The organism is Halomonas eurihalina, assembly GCF_008274785.1.
Lineage (GTDB): Bacteria > Pseudomonadota > Gammaproteobacteria > Pseudomonadales > Halomonadaceae > Halomonas > Halomonas eurihalina.
The window spans coordinates 152,587-179,072 of record NZ_VTPU01000001.1 but is presented as its reverse complement, the minus strand read 5'-3'; the positions used below and the strand labels follow the sequence as shown (position 1 = coordinate 179,072).

At 64.5% G+C, this 26,486-nt stretch carries 24 protein-coding genes; 17 read left to right on the top strand and 7 right to left on the bottom strand.

Annotated features, from left to right (window positions below):
* Positions 1–22: 22 nt before the first annotated feature.
* Complete coding sequence (gene ppa / locus FZZ93_RS00890) at positions 23–553, bottom strand: inorganic diphosphatase (RefSeq protein WP_149320447.1); 531 nt, start codon at positions 551–553, stop codon at positions 23–25.
* Between the two features lie 211 nt (positions 554–764).
* Here ppa and FZZ93_RS00885 point away from each other — a divergent pair, with 211 nt between their 5' ends.
* Positions 765–2,489: a bifunctional protein-serine/threonine kinase/phosphatase gene (locus FZZ93_RS00885; protein WP_149320446.1), complete on the top strand. Its 1,725-nt coding sequence runs from the start codon at positions 765–767 to the stop codon at positions 2,487–2,489.
* A 255-nt stretch (positions 2,490–2,744) separates the two neighbouring features.
* On the opposite strand, the gene FZZ93_RS00880 is transcribed toward FZZ93_RS00885, so the two are convergent.
* Entirely contained in the window at positions 2,745–4,004 is a 1,260-nt protein-coding gene (locus FZZ93_RS00880; RefSeq protein ID WP_149320445.1) for a 6-phosphofructokinase, read from the bottom strand.
* 218 nt (positions 4,005–4,222) lie between these two features.
* Here FZZ93_RS00880 and mpl point away from each other — a divergent pair, with 218 nt between their 5' ends.
* From mpl to FZZ93_RS00865, 3 genes are all read left to right on the top strand, one after another.
* Positions 4,223–5,593, top strand: coding sequence for a UDP-N-acetylmuramate:L-alanyl-gamma-D-glutamyl-meso-diaminopimelate ligase (gene mpl, locus FZZ93_RS00875; RefSeq protein ID WP_149320444.1), 1,371 nt, complete (start codon positions 4,223–4,225; stop codon positions 5,591–5,593).
* Positions 5,583–6,203 (top strand): flavin prenyltransferase UbiX, encoded by a 621-nt coding sequence (locus FZZ93_RS00870; protein WP_149320443.1) that lies wholly within the window; start codon positions 5,583–5,585, stop codon positions 6,201–6,203. The genes mpl and FZZ93_RS00870 overlap by 11 nt, the downstream gene beginning before the upstream one ends.
* Positions 6,204–6,268: 65 nt before the next feature.
* Complete coding sequence (locus FZZ93_RS00865) at positions 6,269–6,892, top strand: LysE family translocator (protein WP_149320442.1); 624 nt, start codon at positions 6,269–6,271, stop codon at positions 6,890–6,892.
* A 199-nt stretch (positions 6,893–7,091) separates the two neighbouring features.
* Here the strand turns inward: FZZ93_RS00865 and FZZ93_RS00860 are convergent, their stop codons facing one another.
* From FZZ93_RS00860 to FZZ93_RS00850, 3 genes are read right to left on the bottom strand one after another with little or no spacing between them, the layout of a single operon-like run.
* On the bottom strand, positions 7,092–8,495 hold the full coding sequence (locus tag FZZ93_RS00860; protein ID WP_149320441.1) for a bifunctional DedA family/phosphatase PAP2 family protein: 1,404 nt from the start codon (positions 8,493–8,495) through the stop codon (positions 7,092–7,094).
* The gene (locus FZZ93_RS00855; protein WP_149320440.1) at positions 8,492–9,445 is read right to left on the bottom strand and encodes a diguanylate cyclase domain-containing protein; all 954 of its coding nucleotides are present in this window, start codon (positions 9,443–9,445) and stop codon (positions 8,492–8,494) included. The genes FZZ93_RS00860 and FZZ93_RS00855 overlap by 4 nt, the downstream gene beginning before the upstream one ends.
* Positions 9,438–10,307 (bottom strand): hypothetical protein, encoded by an 870-nt coding sequence (locus FZZ93_RS00850; protein WP_149320439.1) that lies wholly within the window; start codon positions 10,305–10,307, stop codon positions 9,438–9,440. The genes FZZ93_RS00855 and FZZ93_RS00850 overlap by 8 nt, the downstream gene beginning before the upstream one ends.
* Before the next feature lie 89 nt (positions 10,308–10,396).
* On the opposite strand from FZZ93_RS00850, the gene FZZ93_RS00845 reads away from it, so the two are divergent.
* The 11 genes from FZZ93_RS00845 to lipB all read left to right on the top strand — a co-directional run bounded on the left by FZZ93_RS00845 (position 10,397) and on the right by lipB (position 20,741).
* Positions 10,397–11,698, top strand: coding sequence for a glutamate-5-semialdehyde dehydrogenase (locus tag FZZ93_RS00845; protein ID WP_149320438.1), 1,302 nt, complete (start codon positions 10,397–10,399; stop codon positions 11,696–11,698).
* Positions 11,679–12,359 (top strand): nicotinate-nucleotide adenylyltransferase, encoded by a 681-nt coding sequence (nadD, locus tag FZZ93_RS00840; protein ID WP_149320437.1) that lies wholly within the window; start codon positions 11,679–11,681, stop codon positions 12,357–12,359. The genes FZZ93_RS00845 and nadD overlap by 20 nt, the downstream gene beginning before the upstream one ends.
* 128 nt (positions 12,360–12,487) lie before the next feature.
* On the top strand, positions 12,488–12,859 hold the full coding sequence (gene rsfS / locus FZZ93_RS00835; RefSeq protein WP_149320436.1) for a ribosome silencing factor: 372 nt from the start codon (positions 12,488–12,490) through the stop codon (positions 12,857–12,859).
* A complete protein-coding gene (rlmH, locus tag FZZ93_RS00830; RefSeq protein ID WP_149320435.1) occupies positions 12,856–13,323 on the top strand; it encodes a 23S rRNA (pseudouridine(1915)-N(3))-methyltransferase RlmH in 468 nt (155 codons plus the stop codon). Before rsfS ends, rlmH begins: the two co-directional genes overlap by 4 nt.
* Before the next feature lie 34 nt (positions 13,324–13,357).
* The gene (mrdA, locus tag FZZ93_RS00825; protein WP_149320434.1) at positions 13,358–15,250 is read left to right on the top strand and encodes a penicillin-binding protein 2; all 1,893 of its coding nucleotides are present in this window, start codon (positions 13,358–13,360) and stop codon (positions 15,248–15,250) included.
* Position 15,251: 1 nt separating this feature from the next.
* On the top strand, positions 15,252–16,412 hold the full coding sequence (gene rodA / locus FZZ93_RS00820) for a rod shape-determining protein RodA (RefSeq protein ID WP_149320433.1): 1,161 nt from the start codon (positions 15,252–15,254) through the stop codon (positions 16,410–16,412).
* A gap of 43 nt (positions 16,413–16,455) precedes the next feature.
* Complete coding sequence (gene mltB, locus FZZ93_RS00815) at positions 16,456–17,511, top strand: lytic murein transglycosylase B (protein ID WP_149320432.1); 1,056 nt, start codon at positions 16,456–16,458, stop codon at positions 17,509–17,511.
* On the top strand, positions 17,508–18,416 hold the full coding sequence (locus FZZ93_RS00810; protein WP_149320431.1) for a septal ring lytic transglycosylase RlpA family protein: 909 nt from the start codon (positions 17,508–17,510) through the stop codon (positions 18,414–18,416). Before mltB ends, FZZ93_RS00810 begins: the two co-directional genes overlap by 4 nt.
* A gap of 53 nt (positions 18,417–18,469) precedes the next feature.
* Positions 18,470–19,693, top strand: coding sequence for a D-alanyl-D-alanine carboxypeptidase family protein (locus FZZ93_RS00805; protein WP_407650223.1), 1,224 nt, complete (start codon positions 18,470–18,472; stop codon positions 19,691–19,693).
* 98 nt (positions 19,694–19,791) lie between these two features.
* On the top strand, positions 19,792–20,106 hold the full coding sequence (locus FZZ93_RS00800) for an HP0495 family protein (protein WP_149320429.1): 315 nt from the start codon (positions 19,792–19,794) through the stop codon (positions 20,104–20,106).
* A complete protein-coding gene (gene lipB / locus FZZ93_RS00795) occupies positions 20,103–20,741 on the top strand; it encodes a lipoyl(octanoyl) transferase LipB (RefSeq protein WP_149320428.1) in 639 nt (212 codons plus the stop codon). Before FZZ93_RS00800 ends, lipB begins: the two co-directional genes overlap by 4 nt.
* 95 nt (positions 20,742–20,836) lie before the next feature.
* On the opposite strand, the gene lipA is transcribed toward lipB, so the two are convergent.
* A complete protein-coding gene (lipA, locus tag FZZ93_RS00790; RefSeq protein ID WP_013331960.1) occupies positions 20,837–21,895 on the bottom strand; it encodes a lipoyl synthase in 1,059 nt (352 codons plus the stop codon).
* A gap of 153 nt (positions 21,896–22,048) precedes the next feature.
* Positions 22,049–23,038 (bottom strand): LysR family transcriptional regulator, encoded by a 990-nt coding sequence (locus FZZ93_RS00785; RefSeq protein WP_149320427.1) that lies wholly within the window; start codon positions 23,036–23,038, stop codon positions 22,049–22,051.
* Positions 23,039–23,132: 94 nt separating this feature from the next.
* On the opposite strand from FZZ93_RS00785, the gene FZZ93_RS00780 reads away from it, so the two are divergent.
* Positions 23,133–24,032, top strand: coding sequence for an ATP-binding protein (locus FZZ93_RS00780; RefSeq protein ID WP_149320426.1), 900 nt, complete (start codon positions 23,133–23,135; stop codon positions 24,030–24,032).
* Positions 24,033–24,140: 108 nt separating this feature from the next.
* Positions 24,141–26,387, top strand: coding sequence for a DUF3141 domain-containing protein (locus tag FZZ93_RS00775; RefSeq protein WP_149320425.1), 2,247 nt, complete (start codon positions 24,141–24,143; stop codon positions 26,385–26,387).
* The last annotated feature ends 99 nt before the right edge of the window (positions 26,388–26,486 follow it).

Genomic DNA, 26,486 nt, shown 5'->3' with positions numbered 1-26,486 from the left:
TTTTTACACGTGATCCGGTCGATCAGGCCTTGTTGTAGGCGGCCACGGACTTCTCGATGGCCTTGTGGGCGGCCTCGGCGCCTTCCCAGGATTCCACCTTCACCCATTTGCCCTTCTCGAGATCCTTGTAGTTCTCGAAGAAGTGGGCGATCTGCTGGCGCAGCAGCTCCGGCAAGTCGGTAACTTCCTGAATGTCGTCATAGAGGCTGGACAGCTTGGCATGCGGCACGCACACCAGCTTGGCGTCTTCGCCGGCTTCGTCGGTCATGTTGAGGATGCCGACCGGGCGGGCGCGGATCACGCTACCGGGCGTGACCGGGTAAGGTGTTACCACGAGGGCGTCGAGAGGGTCGCCGTCATCGGCCAGGGTGTGGGGAATGAAACCGTAGTTGGCCGGGTAGAACATCGGGGTGGCCATGAAACGATCGACCAGCAGCGCCCCCATGTCCTTGTCGATCTCGTACTTGACCGGGGCATGGTTGGCGGGGATCTCGATCGCCACGTAGACGTCGTTGGGCAGGTCCTTGCCGGCGGGGATGTTGTCGAAGTTCATTAGGGCGTCCTTTTCTGGCGAGTGTCCGGGTCGAGTTGGAGTAAATGTGGCGAATTATACGAAGCCGCCCCGGGGATTACCAATCCCCGGGGGAATGGTTTTTAGGCAGTTACGGCTTTGGTGGACGAGCCAGCGTCGCGGACGACGTGTATGATGGCCCCCTGTTGAGCCGGTCCAGCCGGCGATTCGTCGCGAGCCCGAGGAGAATATCTTGGCATCCGCGCAACTGTCTCTGAGTTATGGTCAGGCCTTCGTGGCGCCGGATCGGCGTCGGCATCGTAGCTCGATGTCGGTCCTTACGCCCGAGGTACTGCAATTGTCGACCAAGGGCGCCTGTGCCCTGATCAGTGATTCTACTTCCCGCAATGCGCTGGCCAAACAAGCTGGCGACATCAGTGTGCGTGGCTTTCTGGCTGATTACTTCTCGACGCCCGACCATTGGGACGTGAAGACCTCGGTCAACCGGGTGCTGCGCTCGCTCAATGGCTGGTGCTACGGACAGAGCCGCCAGGTGAGCGATGGCAGCTATGTGAGCTCGTTGTCCGCCATGATCTATCGCGGACGTGAGGCGCACCTCTTTCATATGGGCGATACCCTGGTGTTCCGCCTGCGTGGCGCCGAGTTCGAGCAGCTCTCGCGCGATCATGTCACCGATCTCGGGGGCTATCGCTATCCGTCCCGGGCGCTGGGCATGGATGCCAGCATCGACATCGATTACGCGAGCCTGCCGCTCAAGCAGGGCGATATCTTCCTGTTCACCACCCAGGCGGTGCAGGGTACCCTGATGCCGTCCGATTATGTCGGCCTGATTCGCCAGGACGCCAGCGACCTGGATGCGGCCTGCGAGCGCCTAGCCCAGACGGCTCAGGAGCGTGCTCAAGAGCGAGGCTACGGCGGTGACCAGTTCTGCTTTCAACTGGTGCGCATCGACGAGTTGCCCGAGGAGGAAGAGGATCAGCCCGGCAAGGTCTACGGTGACCTGCCGATCCCGCCGGAGCTGTCGGTGGGCGAGCGTCTGGATGGTCTGGAGGTGCTGTCGGTGCTGTCGCGCACGGCGCAGTCCCGCGTCTATCGCGTTCGCGACGTGCGCAGCGACCGGGAAATGGTGATGAAGGCGCCGAGCCCCGAGCTTTCCACCCGCAATGCCTACCTGGAGCATTTCCTGCTGCAGCAGTGGGTGGTCGAACGGGTGCATTCGCCCTTCGTGGTCAAGGTCATGGAACCCTCGCGGCCACGCCGTTTCCTCTATTATCTGATGACCTATGTCGAAGGCGAAACGCTCACCGCCTGGGCGCGTCGGCATCCTCAGGCGAGCCTGGCGCAGCGGCTGGATATCGCCATCCAGATGGGCAAGGCCCTGCAGGCGCTGCACCATCGCGATCTGCTGCACCAGCAGGTGCATCCCGATAACATCTTGATCGACAAGCACGGCCAGGTGGTGTTGGCCGACTTCAGTGCCTGCCACATGCGCGATGTCGATGGCCATCGACGTTCCCGTAACCTGGTGCGCCAGGTGGGGCTGACCGAGCACAGTGCTCCGGAATATGCCCTTGATGACGAAGTGGGGCGGCGCAGCGACCAGTATTCGCTGGCCTCCGCGATCTATTGGCTGTTCACCGGTGAATTGCCCTATTCGCTGCCGACCAAGGACTTGCTGCGACACACCGACCTGGAGCAGATGACCTATCGCAGCGCCCGGACCCTTAATCCTGAGGTGTCGCCGGCGTTGGACGACACCCTACGCCGAGCCCTGGCTCCCCAGCGTGCGCTGCGCTTCCGGCGGCTTTCGGAATTTCTTCATGCCCTGAGGGGGCCGAGCGGCGATGCACGAGAGTTATCGGAGGCGGTCGAGTCGTCCCGCGAGCCGACTCGCTTCTGGCAGGGCGTGGCGGGGATTTTGTTGTTGCTGTTGGTGTTGTCCTGGTTGTTGCGTTAGGACAACACTGATTTATTGCTGCGCTCGATATCCTGGCCACCGGCAGTACTCAAAATCTTCATTTACCATCATGTAAACTGCGGTTTTTCCGTTCCGGCGGTGGCCAGCCTCTCGTCGCTCGCGACATAAATCAGCGCTTCCTCTAAGCGGGATGGAAAGAGGGCAGCAATCAGGCAGGGAATCCGTGAGTGGTGAGCCACGAGCCACGATACGAGAATCTCGTAGCTCGTAGCTCGTAGCTCGTAGCTCGCAAGCTTAAAGCTTGAACTCGGGCAGTTTGCGTTCGACGCGATGCTTGGTGAGCTTGGCGACTTTCGGCAGACCGTTCTCGAAGGGCGGGAAGTCTTCGCCCTGAATCAGCGGGGCGAGATAGCGCCGGCACTGTTCGGTGATGCCGAAGCCGTCTTCGCGGATGAAGTCGCGGGGCATGAACTTCTCGCGGTTGGCCACGTCGGCCAGCGGTGCAGCCTCGACGGTCCAGGCATAGGGGTCGTCACTGATGCGCTTGATGGCGGGCATCTTGGCGTTCTGTCCGTCCAGCGCCAGTTCCACGGCCTTTTCGCCGACGGCGTAGGCCTGGTCGACGTCGGTCTTGGACGCCAGGTGGCGCGCGGCGCGTTGCAGATAGTCGGCGACTGCCCAGTGGTACTTGTAGCCCAGGTCCTGCTTGATCATGCCGGCCAGTGTCGGTGCCACGCCGCCCAGTTGGCGGTGACCGAAGGCATCGGTGTTACCGGAATCCGCCAGGAAGGTGCCGTCTTCGTAGCGAGCCCCCTCGGAGACCACGATCACGCAGTAGCCGTAGTTCTTGACCGACTCCTCGACGCGGGCCATGACGGCGGCGCGGTCGAAGTCGATCTCGGGGAAGATCACCAGATGCGGGGGATCGCCCTCGCCCTGGCCGGCCAGGGCACCGGCGGCGGCGATCCAGCCGGCGTGGCGGCCCATTACTTCGAGCACGAAGACCTTGGTGGAGGTGGCGCACATGGAGGCGATATCCAGGGATGCCTCCAGGGTCGAGGTGGCAATGTACTTGGCCACGCTGCCAAAGCCCGGCGAGTTGTCGGTGATCGGCAGGTCGTTGTCCACCGTCTTGGGGACATGGATGGCGGTAAGCGGATAGCCCATCTTCTCGGAAAGCTGCGAGACCTTCAGGCAGGTGTCGGCGCTGTCGCCGCCGCCGTTGTAGAAGAAGTAGCGGATGTCATGGGCGCGGAAGACCTCGATCAGGCGCTCGTACTGGGCGCGATGGGTCTCGATGTCCTTGAGCTTGTAGCGGCAGGAGCCGAAGGCGCCGGCCGGCGTGTGACGCAACGCCGCGATGGCTTCGTCACTCTCCTGGCTGACGTCGATCAGGTCCTCGGTCAGGGCACCGATGATGCCGTTGTGGCCGGCATAGACCTTGCCGATTTGGTCGTCGTGGCGCCGGCAGGCTTCGATGATGCCGCAGGCGCTGGCATTGATCACGGCGGTGACGCCGCCGGACTGGGCATAAAAGGCGTTGTGCTGAGCCATGGGGCTTTCCTGTTGCTGGTCGCATCAAAGGGCGCGCGGCGACTTTCCTGTCGCGTATCAGCGCCGCCGAAGGGTCGGAGCAGGCGAGGATTCTAGCTTATCGGCCCGGGGGCTGCATCCCATGGCCTTGCCTCGCGATGGCTGGAGGGGGCGCGGGCGCCATGCTAGTCTGCCGCTTTCCGCCAGGCCGCCTGGCACGACTTTCCTGCGGAGACAGCATGCATCTTCATATCCTCGGCATCTGTGGCACCTTCATGGGCAGCCTGGCTCTGCTGGCTCGCGAGCAGGGGCTGCGGGTCAGCGGCTCCGACGCGGGCGTCTATCCGCCCATGAGTACTCAGTTGCAGGACGCGGGCATCATGCTGATGGAGGGCTACAGCGCCGACAACCTCGAGCCACGCCCTGACCTGGTGGTGGTCGGTAATGCATTGTCGCGCGGCAACCCCGAAGTGGAAACCGTGCTCGATCTGGGGTTGCCCTATGTGTCGGGCCCCCAATGGTTGGCGGAGCATGTGTTGCCAGGGCGTCGGGTGATCGCCGTGGCGGGGACCCACGGCAAGACGACAACGGCCAGCCTGGTGGCCTGGCTGCTGGAGGCGGCGGGCCTGTCGCCGGGGTTCTTGATCGGCGGCGTGCCGCGCAATTTCGGTATCTCGGCGCGCCTGGGGGCGCCGGGCGCACCTTTCGTGGTCGAAGCCGACGAGTATGACACCGCCTTCTTCGACAAGCGTTCCAAGTTTGTTCACTACCGTCCCGAGATCGCCGTGCTGGGCAATCTCGAGTTCGATCACGCCGATATCTTCCCCGACCTGGCGGCCATTGAGCGCCAGTTCCACCACCTGGTTCGTACCGTACCTGGCAAGGGAAAGCTGCTGGTGGCCGACGGTGAGCCGGCGCTGGATCGCGTGCTCGAACAGGGCTACTGGACGCCGGTCGAGCGTTTCGGCCAGTCCTCGGACAGCGACTGGCGATTGACGCTCGAGCGGGACGATGCCGGACGCTTCCGGGTCAGCCATGGTGACGAACAGGTCGTGGTCGACTGGGCCCTGAGCGGCACTTACAACGCCTACAACGCGCTGGCCGCACTGGCTGCCACCCATGCCTGCGGCGTTTCCCTGGCCCGGGGAGGTGAGGCCCTGGCGCGCTTCGAAACCCCGCGGCGGCGCCAGGAACTGCGAGGCGAGGTCGCGGGCATTCGCGTGATCGATGATTTCGCCCATCATCCCACGGCGATCGCCGCCACTCTCGATGGGCTGCGTGCAGCCGATGGCCAGGGGCGCCTGCTGGCGGTGATCGAGCCCAGGTCCAACACGATGCGGCTGGGCGCTCTGCGGGAGCGTCTCGCCGCCAGCGTGGCGAGCGCCGACCTGGCTTACTGGTATCAGCCGGCGGAACTGGACTGGGCATTGGCGCCGGTGATCGAGTCCGCCACGACGCCGAGTCGAGCCTATGACGATCTGGAAACCCTGGTGGCAGCGCTGGTTGCCGAGGCCCGGGCCGGGGATCGTATCGTGGTGATGTCCAACGGGGGATTTGGCGGAATCCATGAACGGCTGCTGGCTTCATTGGAGGAAACCCATGGACGATGAGTTGCAACCACCCGTCACTGTGGCCATCACCGGCGCTTCCGGGGCCCAATACGGGCTGCGTCTGATCGAGGTGCTGGTGGCCGCCGAGCACGAGGTCTGGGTCATGATCTCCAAGGCGGCCCATATGGTCATCGCCACGGAGACCGAGCATGACCTGCCGGCGCGCCCCGAACGCTTGACCGAGGCACTCACCGAGCGCTATGGCGCGCGACCCGGCCAGATCCGCTGCTTCGGCCGCGAGGACTGGATGGCGCCGGTGGCCTCCGGCTCGGGGGCCAGCTCGGCGATGGTGATCTGTCCTTGCTCCACCGGCACGCTCTCGGCCGTCGCCTGCGGTGCCAGCAACAACCTCATCGAGCGCGCCGCGGATGTGGCCCTGAAGGAGCGCCGCACCCTGGTGCTGGTGCCTCGCGAGACGCCCCTGTCGGCGATTCATCTGGAGCACATGCTTGCCTTGACTCGCCAGGGCGCCGTGGTGATGCCGGCGGCTCCGGGCTTCTATCATCATCCGCGCGGGGTGGAGGACATGATCGACTTCATCGTGGCGCGTATCCTCAATCAACTGGGTATCCCGCATTGCCTGATGCCACGCTGGGGCGAATCGTCGTAACGGCAGCGACATGCGCCCTCGTCATCATTTGACGGTCGCTCGCGCGGGCCCATAAGGATATGGACATGCTCAACCTTTCCCTGCTGTCGGTCTTTGTGCCGACCTTTCTGCTCGTTTCCCTGACGCCAGGCATGTGCATGACGCTGGCCATGGTGCTGGGCATGACCCAGGGGGTGCGACGAACCCTGTGGATGATGGTCGGCGAGCTGGCCGGCGTGGGGCTGGTGGCTGTTGCTTCGGGAGCCGGCGTGGCCACGCTGATGCTGCGCCAACCCGAGCTTTTCGCCGTGTTCAAGTGGTTGGGAGGCGCCTACCTGATCTATTTGGGCGTGATGATGTGGCGTTCACGGGGACGCATGGCCGTGCCCGATGAACTGGACACCCGGGCCAGGGCGGGACGACGCGAACTGGCGGTGCAAGGCTTCGTCACGGCGGTGGCCAATCCCAAGGGCTGGGCCTTTTTCGTGGCCCTGCTGCCGCCGTTTCTCGATGCCTCCCGGCCTCTGGCGGGGCAGCTGGCGATGCTGGTCGCGCTTATCCTGACCATCGAGTTCCTGGCGCTGGTTACCTACGCCACCGGCGGGCAAACTCTGCGTCACCTGTTGGGCAAGAGCCGCAACGTTCGCCTGCTCAACCGCATCGCCGGCACGCTGATGGTAGGCGTCGGCATCTGGCTGGCGCTGGGATAACCCGGAGCTATAAGCCGTAAGCTATAAGCGGTAAGAAACCCCTGGACCCGAAAAGGGCTGGGGGTATGCTGCCTACGAGCTACGAGCTACGAGCTACGAGCTACATTGCCTTGGGGTTGCCCTTCGAATCTCGTGGCTCGACGCTCGCGTCTTACGTCTTACGTCTTACGTCTTACGTCTTACGTCTTACGTCTTACGGCTATACCGGCGCCAAACCGATGACTCTGGCGATGACGAGCACCAGGGAAGCGCTGCCCAGTACGAGCCAGGGGCAGGGCGAGAGCGGGGCGCGTTCGCGTCGTTGCCAGGCGAGCTGGACCAGGGCGCAGACCACCAGTCCCAGCAGGGCGCCGCCGATCAGGTCGCTCAGCCAATGCACGCCGATCACCAGTCTGGATAGCGCCATGGGCACGGCAAGGGCGATCGCTCCCCAATAGGCCCAGAAGCGTTGCGTCGGCGGCAGCTCGCGGGCGGTGAAGGCGGCGGCCATGCCGAGCAGGACGATGCTCGTGGAGGTGTGGGCGCTGGGGTAGGAGAGCGAGTTGGTCAGGTGTTCCGGTGTCAGGGGGCGTGCCCGACCGATCAGCGCCTTGCCGAGGGTATTGAGCAGGGCGATGCCGATCAGACCGGCGCCGAAGTGGCCGAGGATGTCCCAGCGTCGTTTCCATAACCACCAGAGTACCCAGGGCAGGACCAAGGCAATGATACCGAGGATGTCGCCGACTTCCGCGAGGATGTGGCCGGCCCGATTCAGGCCGGGCATCGAGGTGGTGCCGAGCAGGGCGTTGAGACGTTGGTCCATGGGCAGCGGCCCATCGTGCTGAAGGACTACCAGCGTCCAGGCCGACAGCGCGGCGAGCGATGACAGCAGCAGCAGCCAGGAGGCCAGCGGGGGCTCGCGGTCGCGCTGGATGGCCAGCAGCCGCCAGGTCATGCGCCCCATAGCATGATGCCGGGACAGCCAGGCCAGGCCGCGATAGACATGGCCGTCGCGGTAGGTCTGGTGGCGCAGCCAGGAGAAGATCAGGGCCAGCGCCACGACGAGGCCGCCGAGACCGGCCAGCCATGGCCTGAGCCCCTCGGGCAGGCCGGGCAGCCGCTGCCAGGCGTGGCCGAGCAGGTAGCCGGGCAGCACATAGGCCGGTGCCCATAGCGCCGCCGAGATCAGGTTGGCCCAGGTGAAGGTGCGGGGCGGCATGCGCAACATGCCGGCGATCATCGGGATGATAGGGCGCACGGGACCAACGAAGCGGCCCAGGACGACCGACAGGGAGCCATGCGACTGGAAGAAGCGCGCGCCGCGTGCGAGCCACTCCGGGTGACGCGAGAGCGGCCAGAGAGCGGTGACCCTTTCGCGTTGGGTGTAGCCGAGCCAGAAGCTCAGGCCGTCACCGGCCACGGCGCCGAGAAAGGCCGCGATGATGACCAGCGTCACGGAAAGTTCCTGATGGCCGGCCATGGAGGCGGCGGCAGTGATCAGTACCACGCCGGGGACCAGCAGGCCGACCAGCGCCAGCGATTCCGCCAGGGCGATGACGGCGACAATCAGCAGCAGCAGGGGCGGCGAGGGCGAGAGCTGGTAGAGGGTGTCGGTGAAGTTCAATGCGCTCTCCGTGGATCGGGTGCTCGAGCGGTCGCCAGGCTTCGGGTCGCGGCGTGCAGGCGCTGCTCGAAAGACGAGCCGCTTTCTCCGGCGTGTCGTATGACGAGGCCGGTGAGGATCTCCAGTGGGCCGGTTTCCACCAGTATTACGGGTTCGAGGGTCCGAGACAGTCGTTGGCGGACCAGTTGGGCGCCACTCTCGGTTGTGTTCGGCATGACCAACCAGAAGACGTTGTCCTCGGCTCGACCCAGGATGTCGTGGGCGCGATAGCGTCCGGCGATGGTCTGGCACAGGCCATCGAGTAATGCCTGGCGGGCCTTGTGGCCGAACTGCTCCTCGGCGATCTCCAGCTGGGGCAGGTGGATCAGCAGAACGGACAGAGGCTGGCCGAGTAACGTGGTCCGGTCGATCTCGCCGGCCAGACGTTCCCGGAGGTGCGCACGGCTGACGGCTCGGCACTCCGGGTCCCGGGGGTCGGTGGCATGCAGCAGGGCTCGCTGGCGCAGGCGCCCCCAGGGCACCAGGGTGGTGACGGCCACCAGGCTCAGGTAGGTCAGCAGTATATCGAGGTCTGGCCAGGGGGCGCTCAATAGCACCATCCAGACCGGCGTCAAGCCGAGATTGAGCAGCAGGGCTGGCGCCGGGGGGAGCAGTAACAGGGCGAGAACCGGGGGCAGGCCGACCCATAGTGATGGCAGGCCTGTCGGTCGCGGGAGTTCCACGGCGATCAGCAGGAAGCCACAGATCAGTACTAGGCCGGCGGCGGCGCGGGTGTGATCGCCCCCCGCCGGAGCGAGCAGGGTGGCCACCAGCATGATGGGGGCGAGCAGAGCCGGTGGTGGAATGCGGTGGTATTCGCCCGCCAGGTAGAACCACAGGGCCTGGCCCAACAGCAGCAGGGTGCCGATGGCCAGCAACAGGGTGAGTGGTCGGTAGCGGATGTCACGCATGCGTCGGACTCTCCTTGATCCTTAGCGTGGGCGACTGTCGTGCAAGGGCATGCCGCTCGTGGGCCAGTGACACCAGATAGGGTAGCGGGATGGCGCGGGCCTTCAGTGGAGGCTCCAGCGTGTCGAGCAGGCGCTGGCGGCGCTGTGCCGCTTGTTCGGCATCGCGACTGATCAGCAGTACGCCCAGGGTGCTGCGGTCAAGACGATAGCAGTTTTCGAAGCTCTGGAGATGATGACGCAGTCGGCCGGCCGCGGGGAGCAGGCGGCGCGGCGGCAGGCGCAACAGCAGCAGTTCGACATGCGATGACTCACGGGTCGAACGCCGGCGTTCGCGGTCGAGGTCGCGCTCTAGCCGGGCCCGCGGCCAGAGCGGCCAGCCAGCCATCAGCCTGGCGCGATGGCGTGTGGCGAAGCGCCGTGCCTGAAGTGCTCGGGAGCGCGATAGTCCGAGGACCATCAGGCCGGCCAGCAATAGCCCGGCCAGCCACCACTGCTCGCTGCCGAGGAGTTCGCGCTGGGCATACCAGGTCGCGACCGCCAGCAAGCCGTGAAACAGCAGCATCCAGGATGGCTGTGGCCACATCAGCAGGATCGCCCAGACCCAAATCCAGGTGATGTGGCGCTCCGGCGCCGCCCACAGCAAGGCCGCCAGCAACAGACCCGGCAGCAACTGCCAGAGTGTGATGGTGAGGCGCCGATGGCCGAGTGGCAGCCGCACGCTGGTCATTATCAGCCAGGCCATCATCGCGCCCAGCAGGATCGCATCGGTCCAGGCGTCGGCGGTGATGGCACGCAGGGCGACGAGCGCCGCCGCGACCAGCAGGTTGGTGCGTAACAGACCGGTTTTGTACTTGCTCCGCATGGTGACTTAGTATGGGCTCCTTCCCGATTCGACTTGGCCAGGGCGCGGCCGCCGGCTCGGCGGTCCACCATCAGGAGATACTTTACGGCATGACTGCGCACGCCACACACTCCGTCATCGGCGCCGCCGACATCAACGATGTCGACGCCTACATGCAGCGCCTCGGGCAAGGTGCCCGCGACGCTGCCACTGCCATGCGGCGCGTCGATACCGCCGCCAAGAACGCGGCCCTGACCGCCATGGCCCGCCACCTGGAAGCGGCACGCGCCGAGGTGCTGGCCGCCAACGCCAGGGATCTGGAGCGGGGGCGGGCCAATGGCCTGGATGCCGCTCTGCTCGACCGGTTGGCCCTCGACGAGGCTCGCCTGAATGGCATGATCGAAGGTCTCGCTCAGGTCGCGGCACTGCCGGACCCGGTCGGCGAGATCGACGGCCTGCGTGCGCGGCCCAGTGGCATTCAGGTCGGTCAGATGCGCGTGCCGCTCGGCGTGATCGGTATCATCTACGAATCGCGCCCCAACGTCACCCTGGAAGCGGCCAGTTTGTGCCTCAAGTCCGGTAATGCCTGCATTCTGCGTGGGGGCTCCGAGGCCAGCGAGTCCAATGCGGCCATTGCCGAGTGCATTCGCCGTGGGCTCGAGGAGGCGAGGCTGCCGGCGGCTGCGGTGCAGGTGGTGGCGACCACGGATCGTGCCGCCGTGGGGCGCTTGATCAGCATGCCCGAGTATGTCGATGTGATCATCCCGCGCGGCGGCAAGTCATTGATCGAGCGTATCTCGCGTGAGGCCAGCGTTCCGGTGATCAAGCACTTGGACGGCGTCTGTCACGTCTATCTCGATGCCAGCGCCGATCCCGAAAAGGCCCTGGCCATCGCCGTCAATGCCAAGACCCAGCGCTATGGAACCTGCAATACCATGGAGACCCTGTTGGTCGATGCGCCGCTCGCCGCTTCGCTGCTGCCGCGGCTGTCGTCGGCCTATGCCGAGCATGGGGTCGAATTGAGAGGATGCGAGCGGACCCGCGAGATCCTGGGCGATGTCTCGCCGGCCAGCGAGGCCGACTGGGAGGCCGAATATCTGGCGCCGGTGCTGGCCATTCGCGTGGTCGACGGCATCGAGGAAGCCATGGCGCATATCGAGCGTTACGGCTCGCGCCATACCGATGCCATCGTTACCGAGAATTATGGTCTGGCACGTCGCTTCATGGCCGAGGTCGATTCCAGTTCGGTGATCGTCAATGCCTCCACGCGCTTCGCCGACGGTTTCGAGTATGGGCTGGGTGCCGAGATCGGCATTTCTACCGATCGCCTGCATGCTCGAGGGCCCGTGGGGCTCGAGGGCCTGACCACACGCAAGTACGTGGTGTTCGGTGATGGCCAGATCCGTAGCTGAGGCGCAGCGGCCGCCGCGTATCGCCATGCTGGGCGGCACCTTCGATCCGGTACACCTCGGTCATTTGCGCAGTGCGGTCGAGTTGCGCGAGGCGCTGGCACTGGATTGCGTGCACATGGTACCCGCGGCTCGTTCGCCATTGCGCGATGCGCCCCAGGTGGCGCCCGAGGATCGCCTGGCGCTGCTGCGCCTGGGGATCGGTGATACGCCAGGACTGATTGCCGATGCCCGAGAATTCTCCCGCCGTGGTCCTTCCTACAGCGCCGACACCCTGGCTGAACTGCGCGAGGCCTATGGCCCCGAGGCTCGGTTGGTCATGGCGTTGGGGCATGATGCTTTCATGCGCCTGGCTGAATGGCGCGAGCCGCATCGGCTCTTCGAATTGGCGCATGTGGTGGTGATCGACCGGCCCGACCACGAGGCACCACGCCCCGAAGCGCTCGGGGAACTGCTGGCCGGTCGAGAGGTCGAGAGAGTCGCCGAGCTGATGGCCGAGCCGCATGGCCGGTTGTTGCGGCTGGCGTTGCCGTCGCGCATGGCCATTTCCGCCACCGAGGTGAGGCGGCGGCTGGCGCGCGGCGACAGTGTCCGCTATCTGTTGCCCGAGGCGGTGGAGTCGCATGTGCTGGCGCATGGCCTGTATCGCGAGACAGGCCGTTGAGGCGCACGAGCGAGTGGCGATGTGCGCGAATTTCATGCGTTTCTCTTGCCAGGCACTGCGATGCCGGCCGTGAGCCGGTACAATGAAGAAATATGATTTCCCCGCTGACGAGGGCTGATACGAAGGGTATGCACATCGACGCACTCAAGACTCTGGTGATGGACGCACTGGAGGAACTCAAGGCCCGGGACATCGTGCAACTCGATGTATCCCGATTGACCAGCGTGACGGAACTGATGGTCGTGGCAAGCGGCACCTCCAATCGCCATCTTGCGGCGCTCGCCGAGAACCTGATCCGAACCGCCAAGGATAATGGCATGCCACCGTTGGGCGTCGAGGGAGAAAGCGGCGCCGAATGGGTGCTGGTGGACCTGGGCGATGTGGTGGTGCATCTGATGATGCCCGAGACCCGGGATCTCTATGATCTGGAGCGGCTGTGGGCGGATCTGCCCAGTGAGGGCCGCGAGCCTCTGGAGGAAGAGGCGAACGGCACCTCATGAAGGTGCGTCTGTTGGCGGTGGGAACCCGCATGCCCGACTGGGTGACGCGAGGCGTTGAGGAATATCGCAAGCGCCTGCCGCGGGATTTCGCCCTCGAGATCGAGGAGATATCGCCCGGTGCCCGGGGCAAGAATGCCGACACCCGGCGGGCCATGTCCCTCGAGGCCGAGCGTATTCGCGCTCGCCTCAAGGGCGATGAATATCGGGTGGCCCTGGAGGTCGGCGGCAAGGCCTGGAGCACCGAACAGCTCGCCGAACAGACCGAACGATGGCGGCTCGAGGGTCGCGATGTGGCCCTGCTGGTCGGTGGACCGGAAGGCCTGGAGCCCTCGCTGTCCGCCCAGGCCGACCAGCGTTGGTCGCTTTCGCCCTTGACCCTGCCGCATCCCCTGGTACGCATTCTGCTTGCCGAGCAGCTATATCGTGCCTGGACCCTGATGGTCGGCCACCCTTACCATCGTTGAGCGATCCCCAAGCGTCCCGAGGGCAGCACCTAGCATGCGTCAGCAACGCGACACCCTGAAGAATCCCGAACAGGAGCTGCGCGTCTTCCGCATGCGGGCACTGCTGGCCACCGTCGTGGTGATTCTGCTGAGTGGGGGGCTGGCGGGGCGCCTATTCTACCTGCAGGTGGTGCAGCACGAAGTTTTCAGCACCCGTTCCGAGAAGAATCGGGTGCGTGTCGAGCCGCTGCCGCCGACCCGCGGCCTCATCTATGACCGTAACGGTCAGCTGCTGGCCGAGAATCGTCCTACCTACAATCTCACCCTGGTGCGTGAGCGGGTCGATGACCTGGACGAGACATTGTCGCTGCTGGTCGACCTGCTCGATCTGCCCGCCGAAGAGGTCGAAGCCTTCCGCGAGCGTTCGCGCCAGCGCCAGCGGCCTTTCCAGCCGGCACTGCTGATGAGCGATCTCAACGAGGAGCAGATCGCCCGTCTGGCGGTGAATCGCTATCGGCTGCCCGGGGTCGAAGTGGAAGCGCAATTGCTGCGCTATTACCCGGATGCCGAATTGATGTCCCACGCCTTGGGTTATGTCGGTCGTATCAATGCCGAGGAACTCAAGACGCTGGATAGTGGTAATTACGCCGGGACCCACTTTATCGGCAAGACCGGCGTCGAGCGCTTCTACGAAAAGCAGCTCCATGGCCAGGCCGGCCTGCGCAAGGTGGAGACCAATGCCCGCGGTCGCGTTCTGAGGGAGCTAGATCATACCGATCCAGTGCCCGGCAAGGATCTGAGGCTGACCCTGGACAAGCCGCTGCAAAAGCGGGCGATCGAGTTGCTCGATGGCCGGCGTGGTGCCATTGTCGCCATTAATCCGCAAACCGGCGGAATTCTGGCCATGGCGTCGGTGCCTGGATTCGATAGCAACCAGTTTGTCACTGGCATCGATGTGGCCTCCTATCGGGCCTTGCAGCAGGATCTCGATTTGCCGCTGTTCAATCGCGCTAGCCGTGGCAGTTATCCGGCCGGCTCGACAATCAAGCCGTTCATGGCCATGGCCGGTTTGCGCGAAGGCGTGATCACCCCGGAAGAGACCATCTACGACCCTGGCTACTATGAGTTGCCCAACGATGACCGGCGCTATCGCAACTGGTTGCGCTGGGGGCATGGCCGGGTCGATCTGGAGCGTGCGCTGGCGGTTTCCAACAACACCTATTTCTATTCCCTGGCCCATGAGCTGGGCATTGATCGCATCCACGACAACTTGGCGCGTTTCGGTTTCGGCCAGCGTAGCGCTTATGACGTGCATGGGCAGGGGGCGGCGCTGTTGCCGTCTCGTGAATGGAAAAAGACGCGTTTCAATCAGTCGTGGTATCCAGGAGAAACCCTGTCAGTGGGCATCGGTCAGGGCTACTTGCAGATCACGCCCCTGCAGCTGGCGACCGCTACGGCGGTGCTGGCCAATCGCGGGGAGTGGGTTCGTCCGCGACTGGCGCTCGAGGTCGGTGGCGAGTCGCTGCCGACCGAGTTGCCGGATACGCCGCCGGACATCCAGGTTGATAATGAAAACTGGTGGGATCGCGTGTTCTCGGGCATGGAGAAAGTGTTGTCCGGCAATGAGGGGACGGCACGTCGCGCCGGCGCCGGACTCGAGTATCGCATGGCAGGCAAGTCGGGGACCGCCCAAGTGTTCTCGTTGGGCCAGGACGAGAAATACAACGCCGATGAGCTCAAGGAGCGGTTGCGCGATCATGCCCTGTTCATGGCATTCGCGCCGGTAGAAGACCCGCAGATCGCGGTGTCGGTGATTGTCGAGAATGCCGGGGGCGGCAGTAGTCACGCCGCCGGGCTGGCGCGTGCCATGACCGATTTCTGGCTGCTCGAACGCCATGGCGGCAAGGCGAACGACTCGGCCGAGGGTGACGAGGCGCAAGGAGACTGAGATGGCAAGGTTCGATCTGCCCATGAGCATGCGTGGCCATCCCGTGCGTCCGCCACGCAGCGGCATGTCGCGCCGTCGCAGCCTGTGGGAGCGTATCCATCTGGACCCCTGGCTGCTGGGGTTGCTGCTGTTGTTGATGCTCTCCGGGCTGGTGGTACTCTATAGCGCCAGCGGGCAGAGTCTCGACATGGTGATCGCCCAGGGGATGCGTTTCGGCGTGGCCCTGGGGGGGATGGCGGTGATTGCCCAGTTCTCGCCGGCCACCCTGTATCGCTGGGCACTGCCGGCCTATCTGGTGGGCGTGCTGATGCTGGTGGCGGTGGAAATCATGGGCGACATGGGCATGGGGGCGCAGCGCTGGTTGGTGATTCCCGGCGTGATTCGCTTCCAGCCTTCGGAGATGATGAAGCTGGCGATGCCGTTGATGGTGGCGGCCTGGTTGAGTCGACGTCCCTTGCCACCGGGATGGCGGGAGCTGGCGGTATGCGCCGTGCTGATTGGAGTGCCGGTGGTGCTGATCGCGCGGCAGCCCGACCTCGGCACTTCGTTGTTGGTGGCCACGGCGGCGATCTTCGTGATCCTGCTGGCGGGGCTTTCCTGGCGCATTATCCTTGGCCTGGCCGTGCTGGTCGCCGCGGCACTGCCGTTGCTGTGGATCAACATGCACGATTATCAGCGTCAGCGGGTACTGACCTTCCTGTCCCCCGAGAGTGACCCGCTTGGCGCCGGCTGGAACATCATCCAGTCGACCACCGCACTCGGCAGCGGTGGGCTCTGGGGCAAAGGCTGGCTGCACGGCACCCAATCGCAGCTGGAATTCCTGCCCGAACGCCATACCGACTTCATAGTGGCAGTACTGGGCGAGGAGTTCGGCCTGGTAGGTATGCTGGCCTTCCTCCTCCTCTATCTGCTGATCGTCTGCCGGGGGCTGTGGCTGGCGGGTACGGCGCAGGAAACCTTCGGGCGCCTGCTGGCTGGAAGCATCATCCTGACCTTCTTCATCTATGTCTTCGTCAATATCGGCATGGTCAGCGGTATCCTGCCGGTGGTTGGCGTGCCCCTGCCACTGGTCAGTTTCGGTGGAACCTCCAGCGTGACCTTGCTGGCCGGTTTCGGTATTCTCATGGCGATTCATTCGCATCGCCGCCTGCTGTCGCGCTAGGAGCATGCGTGATTCAGGATTCAGGATTCAGGGAGAAGAGACGATGACGAGGATATCGCGAAGAGCGCGACGGATCCTGTTAGCGGGTGGGTGTCTGGCGCTGGCCAGTGCTACGGCTTCGGCCGAAGACTTCGATCCGCGCCACGGTGATGTCAAGGCACTGGTCAATGAAGTCAGCGCCCAGGGGGTCGATCGGGCCTGGCTGGAGCGGGCCATGGATGAGGCGACTTTCAGCCAGCAGGTGCTGGACGCCATGTCCGGCGCGGCGGAGTATCATCTGACATGGCACGAGTACCGCGATATCTTCCTGGGCGAGGAGCGTATCGCCAAGGGCGTGCGTTTCATCGATCAGCACCAGGATGCCTTCGAGCGCGCCCAACATGACTATCAAGTGCCGCCCGAGATCATTGCTGCCATTCTTGGCGTCGAGACGCGCTATGGCGAGGTGACGGGGGACCATCGCGTGCTGGACTCCCTGTCGACCCTGGCGTTTCACCATGGCTCCCGGGGTGGCTTCTTCCGCGGCGAACTGGCTGCCTTTCTGGAAATCGCCTATGAGCAGGGCGTCGAGCCGGGTGAGCTTGAGGGCTCCTATGCCGGTGCCATGGGTTATCCGCAGTTCATTCCCACCAGTTATCGCGCCTATGCCGTGGACTTCAACGGCGATGGTGCGCGCAACCTTTGGACCGACCCGGTGGATGCCATCGGCAGTGTCGGCAACTATTTCGCCGAGCACCGCTGGCAGGGCGATTCGCCGATCTACCTGGACGCCGAGGGGCCGGCGGAGCCGCCCGCCAGTATCGAGTTCAACCAGGCCCAGAAACCGTACGTTTCAGTGAGTAAGCTGCGAGATGCCGGCATCACACCAGAGGATGCCTTGTCGCCGGAAACGCGAGTGATTCCCTTGGCCCTGGAGCTTGCCGACGGTCACTATCGTTATCGTCTCGGTCTCGACAACTTCTACGTCATTACGCGCTATAACCACAGTTACCTGTATGCCATGGCCGTCACCGAACTCGCCGAGGCGATCGCCGAGGCGCGCGGCGAGCCGACGAACTGGTTCGAGTCGATGGCGACCGAGTCCGAGGAGCGTCCATGAAAGCCTGGTGGAGTGTCTTGTGTGCGGGCCTTCTGCTGGCGGGCTGTGCCAGTGATGGTGGCAATCGAGTGACGAAGGAGGTGACCGATACGGCCGCGCCGGATAGCGGTACCGGGGAGCGTTATGCGATGTCCAGTGACGCCTATCCTCAGGAGCCACCGGATGTCAGCCAGGTTGCCGACGCCGAGCCACGCTCGGAGCCACGCTCTCGCGCCGGCAACAAATCCAATTACGAGGTGTGGGGCAAGACGTATCATGTCCTGTCCGATTCCAGCGGCTACGACCGTCGGGGAACGGCATCCTGGTACGGCAAGAAGTTCCATGGCTATGCCACGTCCAACGGTGAAATCTATGATATGTACAAGATGAGTGCCGCGCATCGTACCTTGCCATTGCCGACCTATGCCCGGGTCACCAACCTCGACAACGGGCGCTCGGCGATCGTCAGGGTCAATGATCGCGGTCCCTTTCACAGCGAACGGGAGATTGATCTTTCCTATGCTGCTGCCGCACGCCTGGACATCCTTGACCACGGAACCGGTCGTGTCAGGGTCGAGGCCATCGATCCCGAGGCCTGGCAGGCGCGCCAGGGCGGCGAGTCCACGTCGTCAAGTGTCGCCAGGCAGCGTCCGGTCGAGCCGCGTCCGGCCGCGCAAGATGACGGCCGGGACACCAGCGCTCCCATCTACCTGCAGGTGGCGGCGCTCGGTTCGCCGGACAACGCCGAAGCACTCAAGGATCGGCTGGAAGGGGCCTTGTCCCAGCCGGTCAGAATTGCCAGCACCGCCGGGCTTTATCGCGTTCAGGTCGGTCCTCTGAAACATGCCGGCCAGGTCGACCCAGTGCGTGGCCAGTTGAGCCGCGAGGGCTTCGACAAGGCCTTTGTCGTCAACGGCGCCGATTGATCGGCGCCATAGCCAATGATCATCCTGTGATGCACCCGAAGAGAATGCCATCCATGAAAGTGTCGTGCTCGTTTTCCTTCCGCCGCTTGATGCCGGTCCTGCTGGCATGCTGTTCCCTGGTCGCTGCGCCGACCCAGGCTCAGGAGCCGTCGCCCCAGCCTCAGGCACAGCCTCAGCCGCAGACCATGATTCCGGCGCCACCGCGCCTGGCTGCCACCTCCTGGATCCTGATGGATGCCGGCAGCGGGCGCGTGATTGCCCAGCACAATCCGGACGAGCGGTTGCCGCCGGCGAGCCTGACCAAGCTGATGACCGCCTACCTGGTGGAGCGTGAGCTCAACAAGGGCAATATCGCTCCCGACGACCTGGTGCCTGTCAGTGAGCAGGCTTGGCGTACCGGCGGCTCGAAGATGTTTATCGAGGTCGGTGATCGAGTGCCGGTCAGCGAGCTGTTGCACGGTATCGTCATCGTCTCCGGCAACGATGCCAGTGTGGCCATGGCCGAGTATCTGGCGGGCGGCACCGAGCCTTTCGCCGATATCATGAACCAGCATGCGGCGCGGCTGGGCATGGAAAATACACATTTCGTCAACCCGACCGGCCTGCCGCACGACAACCATTATTCGTCTGCCCGTGATCTAGCGTTGCTGTCGCGTCATATCATCAACGATTACCCCAATCACTACAGCATGTATCGCCAGAAGGAGTTCTCCTATGGCGGTATCGACCAGCCCAACCGCAATAGCCTGCTGTGGCGCGACAGCAGCGTGGACGGCCTGAAAACCGGCTGGACCGAGGCGGCGGGCTATTGCCTGGTGTCGTCGGCCAAGCGCGAGGACATGCGCCTGATCTCGGTGGTGATGGGCACTGACTCCGCGGAGGCGAGGGTCCAGGAGAGCCAGAAGCTGCTGAGCTATGGCTTCCGCTACTTCGAGACATTGAAGCTCTACGACAAGGGCGCGGTGCTCAACACTTCCCGGGTGTGGGGCGGCGACAAGGACGAGCTGAAGATCGGCGTCGACGAGAATGTCTTCATGACCGTTCCTCGGGATCGTGGCGAGGAACTCACCGCCAAGCTCGATATCCGCCAGGACCTGACTGCGCCGATCGCTGGCGGCGATACCGTGGGCACCATGGAGGTACGCCTGGGTGATGAAGTCGTCGGCCAGCGTGATCTGCTGGCACTGGAAGACGTCGAAGAGGGCGGTTTCTTCAAGCGCCTGATCGACAAGGTCCATCGCTTCTTCGCCAATCTGATGGGCGGCTTCTTCGACTGAGGAAGGCATGGACTCGGGATGGCCAGGCCGTGCCCCACTCTTGGTGGTGGGGCGCGGGTTGCGTAGAATGTCGGTAGATACTTTCACCAAGGTGCGGGATGAACGACAAGACCCTGCGCGATTTGCGCCAACCGAGTGCCGCCAGTCCGCGAGGCGAGCCGCCGAAGATCAGCTTTCCCTGCGACTACCCGATCAAGGTGGTGGGCGATGCCGACGAGGAATTCGTCGCCATGGTCTGCCAGACGGTCACGCGCCACGACCCGGCGTTCGACCCGAAGGGCATCCAGGTGGTGGATAGCCGCAATGGACGCTTCCAGTCGGTGCGGCTGACGATGCGGGCCACCAGTGAAACGCAGCTCCAGGCACTGTTCACTGAGCTCAAGGCCAGCGGGCTCGTGCACATGGTGGTATGAGCGTGGCGGCCATTCAGGTGCATCGCCTGGGGCGTCGCCCCTATGAGCCGGTCTGGCGGGCGATGCGAGACCTTACCGACCAGCGCGACGCCTCGACGTTGGATCAGCTCTGGCTGGTCGAGCATGACCCGGTGTTCACCCAAGGTCGGGCCGGCAAGCCGGAGCACGTGCTGATGCCCGGCGATATTCCGGTGGTCGAGACCGACCGTGGCGGCCAGGTGACCTATCATGGCCCCGGTCAGGTCGTGGCCTATCCGCTGCTGGATGTGCGCCGTGCCGGGCTCGGCGTGCGCGAACTGGTTAATTGCCTTGAGCGGGCGGTCGTCGAGCTGCTTGCCGAATTGGGCGTGGAGGCACATGCAAGGCCCGATGCACCCGGCGTCTACGTGGGGGAGGCCAAGATCGCCTCACTGGGGCTGCGTATCCGGCGCGGTGCCAGTTTTCATGGTGTGGCCCTTAACGTCGACGGTGATCTCTCGCCCTTCGAGCGCATCAATCCCTGTGGCTATGCCGGCATGGCGATGACGCGCGTGTCGGACCTGGTGGCGGAGGCGCCGGACGTGCCGACGGTGGCGACACGGTTGGCTCATTTCCTGGCCCGGGAGCTCGACCGCGAATTGCTGTTCGTCGACTGAGCCGGAAGGGTAGTGCAGCGAGAAGGTGGAATAGGTAGGCCTAATACGACGCCGGCCCCGATGAGGGGCCGGCGTCTTTCGTCATGTGGCGTGATTCAACCGACGTTCAGGGCGGGAATCAGGTTCGGATCCGTCTCCTGCTCCGCTTGGCCGGGTACCTTGCCCGGTGAGGCCAGCTCGAGCCCCAGGTTGTTGTTCTCGAAGACCCGGTCGGCGCGATAGCTTGAGCGTACCAGCGGGCCCGAGGGAACCTCCATGAAGCCCTTCTCGAGTCCCAGCTGGCGATAGCGTTCGAACTCCTCGGGCGTTACCCAGCGTTCCACCGGCAGGTGGTTGCGGGTGGGGCGCAGATACTGTCCCAGGGTGACGATGTCGACGCCGATGGCACGCAGGTCGTCAAAGGTCTGGAGGATTTCCTCCTCGGTCTCGCCGAGGCCGAGCATCAGGCTGGTCTTGGTAATCACTTCGGGGCGGTGGCGCTTGGCGTGGGCCAGTACGTCCAGGGTCTTGCGGTAGCCGGCTCGGGGGTCGCGGACCCGTTGCGTCAGGCGTTCCACGGTCTCGACGTTCTGGGCGAAGACCTCGAGGCCAGAATCGACGACCCGCTCGATGGCGCTGGGCTCGGCGTCGAAGTCAGGCGTCAGCGCCTCGACGGCGACCTCGGGGGTGCGGGCCTTGATGGCGCGGATGCAGTCGGCGTAATGGGTCGCGCCGCCATCCGGCAGGTCGTCCCGGTCCACCGAGGTCAGCACGACGTAGCGCAGGCCCATCAGCTCGACGGACTCGGCGGTGTTCGCGGGTTCCTCGGTATCCAGCCAACCCTTGGGGTTGCCGGTATCCACGGCGCAGAAACGGCAGGCACGGGTGCATACCGAGCCCATCAGCATGATGGTGGCGGTACCGTTGCTCCAGCACTCGCCCATGTTGGGGCAATGGGATTCGGCGCAGACGGTGCTGAGCCGGTGTTCGTTGACGTTGCGCTTCACGGCGTCGAAGCGTTCGCCACCGGGAATCTGCGCGCGCAGCCACTTCGGCTTGCGGCCAAGGGAGGGGTTGTCCTCCTGCTGGCTGCGCTGTTTCATGCCGTCCTTGATTGCGGTCGCACCGTGTTCGTTGCGGTACTTCTCTCCGCTGGACACCTGCTTATTACTCATGATCTGCAAGCCTCTCCATTCGGCGGCTGTGCGTCACGCCCATGCGGTCGTGGGGTGTCCGCGCAAGCGAAGCGGGACGGCCGGCGTCGGGCATGGCGTGTCTGGATGCTGGTCGCTAACTTACCATATTCGCCACTCATCTGGACAGGTGGGTCACGGTCGCGCGGTGTCGGGCAGGCAGGCCACGCCGTGGCTGGGCAAGGGCGAGGGATCGGCGGCGAAGTGGTCATGCAGCTCATCGAGGTGATCGCGCACGAAACGCAGGAAGAGTTCGGTGACCGGCGTAGGGAAACGCTCGCGATGGTAGACGGTGCACCAGGAGTGGCGCAGCGGGAAGCCCGGCAGGGGAAGATGTTCCAGCAGGCCGGCCTCGAGCTCCAGGCGTACCGCCAGGCGCGGCAGCACGGCGACGCCGAGTTGCGCCATGACGCCTTGTTTGACGGCTTCGTTGGTGCCCATCTCGATGATATGAGCCAGGTCGACGTCCTCGGCGTCGGCATGTTCCTCCAGCGCACCGCGGACGCCGGAGCCGGATTCGCGCATCAATAGGTAGTGGCGTGCCAGGTCCTCGAGACTCGGTCGTTCCATCTCCAGCAGTGGATGGCCGGGCCAGACCACGGGGATCATCTCGTTGTCGAGGATCGGCATGAACACCAGATCGTCATCCTCGGGGACCCGCGCCATGATGACCAGGTCATCGCGCTGCTCGGCCAGTCGCGTCAAGGCCTGGGCGCGATTGCAGACCCGCAGGCGGATCTGGACATTGGGGTAGTGGGCCCGAAAGCGCGCCAGCAGGTGCGGCACCACGTACTGTGCCGTCGAGACGGCGGCCAGGTTGAGTTCCCCGCTGATGGTGCCGGCCAGGTCGGAGAGGCTCATCTGCAGCCGCGAGACCTGCTCGAAGATGCTGTGCGCCGAGCTGGCCAGGGCATCGGCGGCCGGCAGCATGTGCAGGGTGCGACCGGCGTACTTGAACAGCGGCTGGCCCAGGGCCTGTTCGAGCTGGCGAATCTGGGCGCTGACCGCCGGCTGTGTCAGTCCCAGGGCTTCCGCTGCCCGGGAGTAGGATTGTCGCTCGTAGACGGCACGAAACACCTGGAGTTGGCGGAAGGTGAGACGGTTGAGCAGCTTGGGGGTGGTCATGGGGTCGTCCATCGAGCCGGGACGCGGTGGCGTCCTGTCTGTCGGCCCATCATGCTAGCATCGAGGCTCGATATACGGCTATCCAGGAGCATCCATGCCCATGCGCCTCTCTCCGGTTTCCCGCCCCTTGGTGGCGGGGTACGGCGTTGCCGCGTTGCGAATACGTCAGGCCTGCAGCGAATTGGGTATGTGGCCCGTGGTGGCGCTTGGCGGTGAGGCCACGCTGATCGATGAGGCACGAGCGGCGGGATGCGATGCCCTGCATCCCGGTGAGTGCGATGTTGTCCGACAGGTGGCGCTCGCCAAGCGATGCCGGCATTCGGGGTTGCGCTTTCTGGGTGCAGAGCCCGCGTTGCTGGAGGGCATGGCGAATGGCCGAGCCGTGCGCCAGTCGATGCGCGAGGCCGGTCTTCCCCTGGCGGCGCCGGAGTCGGATGGCGAGATTGTCGCAATGTCTCTGTTGGCCGATCGCTTTGGTCGCGTCCTGTACCTATCGCCTCGCCAGCGTCGAAGCGACGACGCCGTGGCTCCGCTGAGTGGATTGACGGTGGAACGTTACCGCTATCTCGGCGAGTTGGCAGCGCGTGGCGCGGCCAGCCTCGGGGTGGTCGGGCTCGTCGAGATGCGCTTTCGCGTGGCGGGAAATCGACTCGGTTTCATGGACATGCGGCCCGGCCCGACCGGCGACGAAGCTCTCGATGAGGCCCTGGTGGGGCTGGACCCGCTGGTCAAGCAGCTTCGCGTGTTGGCCGGGGAGCCGCTGCGTGAACGCCAGTCGCGGGTATCGCTCAGCGGACAGGCGCGTCTGTGGCGGCTTGAGCCGCCGTTGAACGCCATCTTTACCGGCGGCCCCGGTGTGCGGCTCGATCGTTGCGAGCAGAGTGGCGAGTCGCGACTGCTGGTCTGGGGGCGCCGCCCCGGCGAGGTCGAGCGGCGTGCCTGGCGGATCTTTGCCGAGTGGTGGGGCCCCGAGGAGGCCAGCCGCTGCCTGTGAGCCGATGAGGTATCGCCATTTCCCTTGAGACGCGGGATTCGCTATATTGCATTGCAGCAATCGGGTTGCCCGCCGGTCCCGGTCCGGCTTATGCCATGGAGCACCGCGATGTATGCCATGATGCCTTTCTTGCCGTCGACGGCAATGTCTCTGTTGGATCCCTTCGGCTTCGGGCGTGCCGCCTGCGATTACTGGGGTGATGCCCTGGAGCGCGGGACGCTCTACCTGGATGTCATGCGCCAGCGTGGCAACCAATATCTCGAGCATATCGAGAAGACCAAGCCCAATGTGCTTGGCTTCGAGTCCGAGGTGCTGCTCGATGGACGTGATCTGCCGCGCCCCGTCAATTATGAGTTGCTGCGTATCCTGCCGCCGGAGGGCGTCGAGACCGACCCGAACAGTCGGCCCTTCGTGGTGGTCGACCCGCGTGCCGGGCACGGCCCCGGTATCGGCGGCTTCAAGTCGGACAGCGAGGTGGGTGTGGCGCTGCGCGCCGGGCATCCATGCTACTTCATCGGGTTTCTGCCGTTTCCCGTGCCGGGCCAGAAGGTCGAGGACGTGATCGAGGCGGAAGTCACTTTTCTGCGTCATGTCGTCGCGCGTCATCCCGAGACGTCCGAGAAACCCATGGTGGTGGGCAATTGCCAGGCTGGTTGGCAGATTATGATGGCCGCGGCCCTGGAGCCTGACATCTTCGGCCCCATCCTGATCGCCGGCGCGCCCTTGTCCTATTGGGCTGGTGAGCGAGGGCACGCGCCGATGCGCTATACCGGCGGGCTGGTCGGCGGCAGTTGGATAACCGCGCTGCTCGGCGATCTGGGAGCCGGGCTCTTCGATGGTGCCTGGCTGGTGCAGAATTTCGAACGCCTCAATCCGGCGAACACCTGGTGGGACAAGCAGTACCGGCTCTATGCCAATGTCGACACCGAGGCCGGGCGTTATCTGGACTTCGAGCGCTGGTGGGGTGGGCACGTAGTGCTGGGGGCTGACGAGATCCAGTACATCGTCGACAACCTCTTCGTCGGCAACCGGCTGTCCACCGCTCAACTGGTCACCTCGGATGGCCGGCGCATCGACCTGCGCAACCTGCGCTCGCCGGTGGTGGTGTTCTGCTCCCGGGGCGACGACATTACGCCGCCGCCCCAGGCGTTGGGCTGGGTGCGGGACCTCTACGAGGACACCGAAGCTATCGTCGCCAACGAGCAGACCATCGTCTATTGCGTGCACGACAGCACCGGCCATCTCGGTATCTTCGTCTCGGGCAGCGTGTCGCGTCGCGAGCACACTGAATTCACCGCCAACATGGACTATATCGATGTGTTGCCGCCGGGGCTCTACGAAACCACGGTGACGCCGGCCGAGACGCATTCGGATGCCGAACTGATCGAGCGGGACTATCTGCTCGAGTTCCAGCGCCGTGAGATCGAGGATCTCGATCGAGAGGTTCAGTATCGGCCGGACGATGAGCGACGCTTCGCCGCGGTGGCGCGCTTGTCCGAGATCAACCTGGGGCTCTATCGGCTCTTCGGGCAGCCTTGGGTCCAGGCCATGGCAACCCCGGAGTCGGCACGCTGGATGCGGCGCATGCATCCGAACCGCCTGGGCTATCGCCTGTTGTCGGATCGCAATCCACTGATGGGGGCGGTGCCGGTGTTGGCTGAGCGGGTGCGGCGCGAGCGTCACCCGGTCGACGACGACAATGTCTTTCGCGCCCTGGAAGAGGTGATGTCCACCAGCATCTCCCAAAGCCTGGATGCCTGGCGGGTTTATCGCAATGGCCTCATTGAACAGGGGTTTCTGACATTCTACGGACAGCCCGTTCTGCAGGCGCTGGTGGGGCTGGGCGGTGACACCCAAGCGCTGCGCCGCCGGCCGGGCGACGAGCCCGAGCACCGTCGCTTCGTCGAGCAGCGACGCCAGACCGCCCATGACAAGATTGCCGAGGGCGGAGATCACGAAGCGGTGATGCGTTCGGTGATCTATGTGCTTGGCGGTGCGCCGGCCAGCGACGAACGCAACTTCAAGCGGCTGCGTGCATCACGGGCCGAGCTGGAGCCGGGTATTCAGCTCGCCGATTTCAAGCATCTGGTGCGCGAGCAGTTCTTTATCCTCAAGCAGGATCGCGAGGCTGCCCTGGAGGCGATTCCGACGTTGCTGGCGGGACAGAGCGCCAGACAGATTGATGCCCACCTGGAGCAAATCGCTCATGTGCTGGCCGCCAGTGGAGAGCTTTCCGAGCGTGCCGCGGCGCGTCTTGAACGGGTGCGTGGTCTCTTCAACGCGGCTAGGCCGAAGCGAGCCACTGGCGGTGCGCGGCCTCGACGCTCTGGCTCGCCTTCGGAGCGCGATACCTGAAGGTTCTGAATGCTTTTCTGTCCGCCCCCGCCGGCTCGCCGACGGGGGCGTTTCGTTGAAGGCGATGTCAGGTGACGCTTGTGGTCTTCATCGTCCTCG

Bases quoted from the DNA above. Each gene is read 5' to 3' on its own strand.
- mrdA (WP_149320434.1), top strand. From the start codon at position 13,358: ATGCGTCAGCAACGCGACACCCTGAAGAATCCCGAACAGGAGCTGCGC.
- FZZ93_RS00805 (WP_407650223.1), top strand. From the start codon at position 18,470: ATGAAAGTGTCGTGCTCGTTTTCCTTCCGCCGCTTGATGCCGGTCCTG.
- FZZ93_RS00855 (WP_149320440.1), bottom strand. From the start codon at position 9,445: ATGCGTGACATCCGCTACCGACCACTCACCCTGTTGCTGGCCATCGGC.
- FZZ93_RS00780 (WP_149320426.1), top strand. From the start codon at position 23,133: ATGCCCATGCGCCTCTCTCCGGTTTCCCGCCCCTTGGTGGCGGGGTAC.
- nadD (WP_149320437.1), top strand. From the start codon at position 11,679: ATGGCCAGATCCGTAGCTGAGGCGCAGCGGCCGCCGCGTATCGCCATG.
- FZZ93_RS00865 (WP_149320442.1), top strand. From the start codon at position 6,269: ATGCTCAACCTTTCCCTGCTGTCGGTCTTTGTGCCGACCTTTCTGCTC.
- FZZ93_RS00880 (WP_149320445.1), bottom strand. From the start codon at position 4,004: ATGGCTCAGCACAACGCCTTTTATGCCCAGTCCGGCGGCGTCACCGCC.
- lipB (WP_149320428.1), top strand. From the start codon at position 20,103: ATGAGCGTGGCGGCCATTCAGGTGCATCGCCTGGGGCGTCGCCCCTAT.
- FZZ93_RS00870 (WP_149320443.1), top strand. From the start codon at position 5,583: ATGGACGATGAGTTGCAACCACCCGTCACTGTGGCCATCACCGGCGCT.
- FZZ93_RS00845 (WP_149320438.1), top strand. From the start codon at position 10,397: ATGACTGCGCACGCCACACACTCCGTCATCGGCGCCGCCGACATCAAC.
- rsfS (WP_149320436.1), top strand. From the start codon at position 12,488: ATGCACATCGACGCACTCAAGACTCTGGTGATGGACGCACTGGAGGAA.
- FZZ93_RS00775 (WP_149320425.1), top strand. From the start codon at position 24,141: ATGTATGCCATGATGCCTTTCTTGCCGTCGACGGCAATGTCTCTGTTG.
- ppa (WP_149320447.1), bottom strand. From the start codon at position 553: ATGAACTTCGACAACATCCCCGCCGGCAAGGACCTGCCCAACGACGTC.
- FZZ93_RS00785 (WP_149320427.1), bottom strand. From the start codon at position 23,038: ATGACCACCCCCAAGCTGCTCAACCGTCTCACCTTCCGCCAACTCCAG.
- FZZ93_RS00800 (WP_149320429.1), top strand. From the start codon at position 19,792: ATGAACGACAAGACCCTGCGCGATTTGCGCCAACCGAGTGCCGCCAGT.
- rodA (WP_149320433.1), top strand. From the start codon at position 15,252: ATGGCAAGGTTCGATCTGCCCATGAGCATGCGTGGCCATCCCGTGCGT.
- mltB (WP_149320432.1), top strand. From the start codon at position 16,456: ATGACGAGGATATCGCGAAGAGCGCGACGGATCCTGTTAGCGGGTGGG.
- FZZ93_RS00850 (WP_149320439.1), bottom strand. From the start codon at position 10,307: ATGCGGAGCAAGTACAAAACCGGTCTGTTACGCACCAACCTGCTGGTC.
- FZZ93_RS00810 (WP_149320431.1), top strand. From the start codon at position 17,508: ATGAAAGCCTGGTGGAGTGTCTTGTGTGCGGGCCTTCTGCTGGCGGGC.
- lipA (WP_013331960.1), bottom strand. From the start codon at position 21,895: ATGAGTAATAAGCAGGTGTCCAGCGGAGAGAAGTACCGCAACGAACAC.
- rlmH (WP_149320435.1), top strand. From the start codon at position 12,856: ATGAAGGTGCGTCTGTTGGCGGTGGGAACCCGCATGCCCGACTGGGTG.
- mpl (WP_149320444.1), top strand. From the start codon at position 4,223: ATGCATCTTCATATCCTCGGCATCTGTGGCACCTTCATGGGCAGCCTG.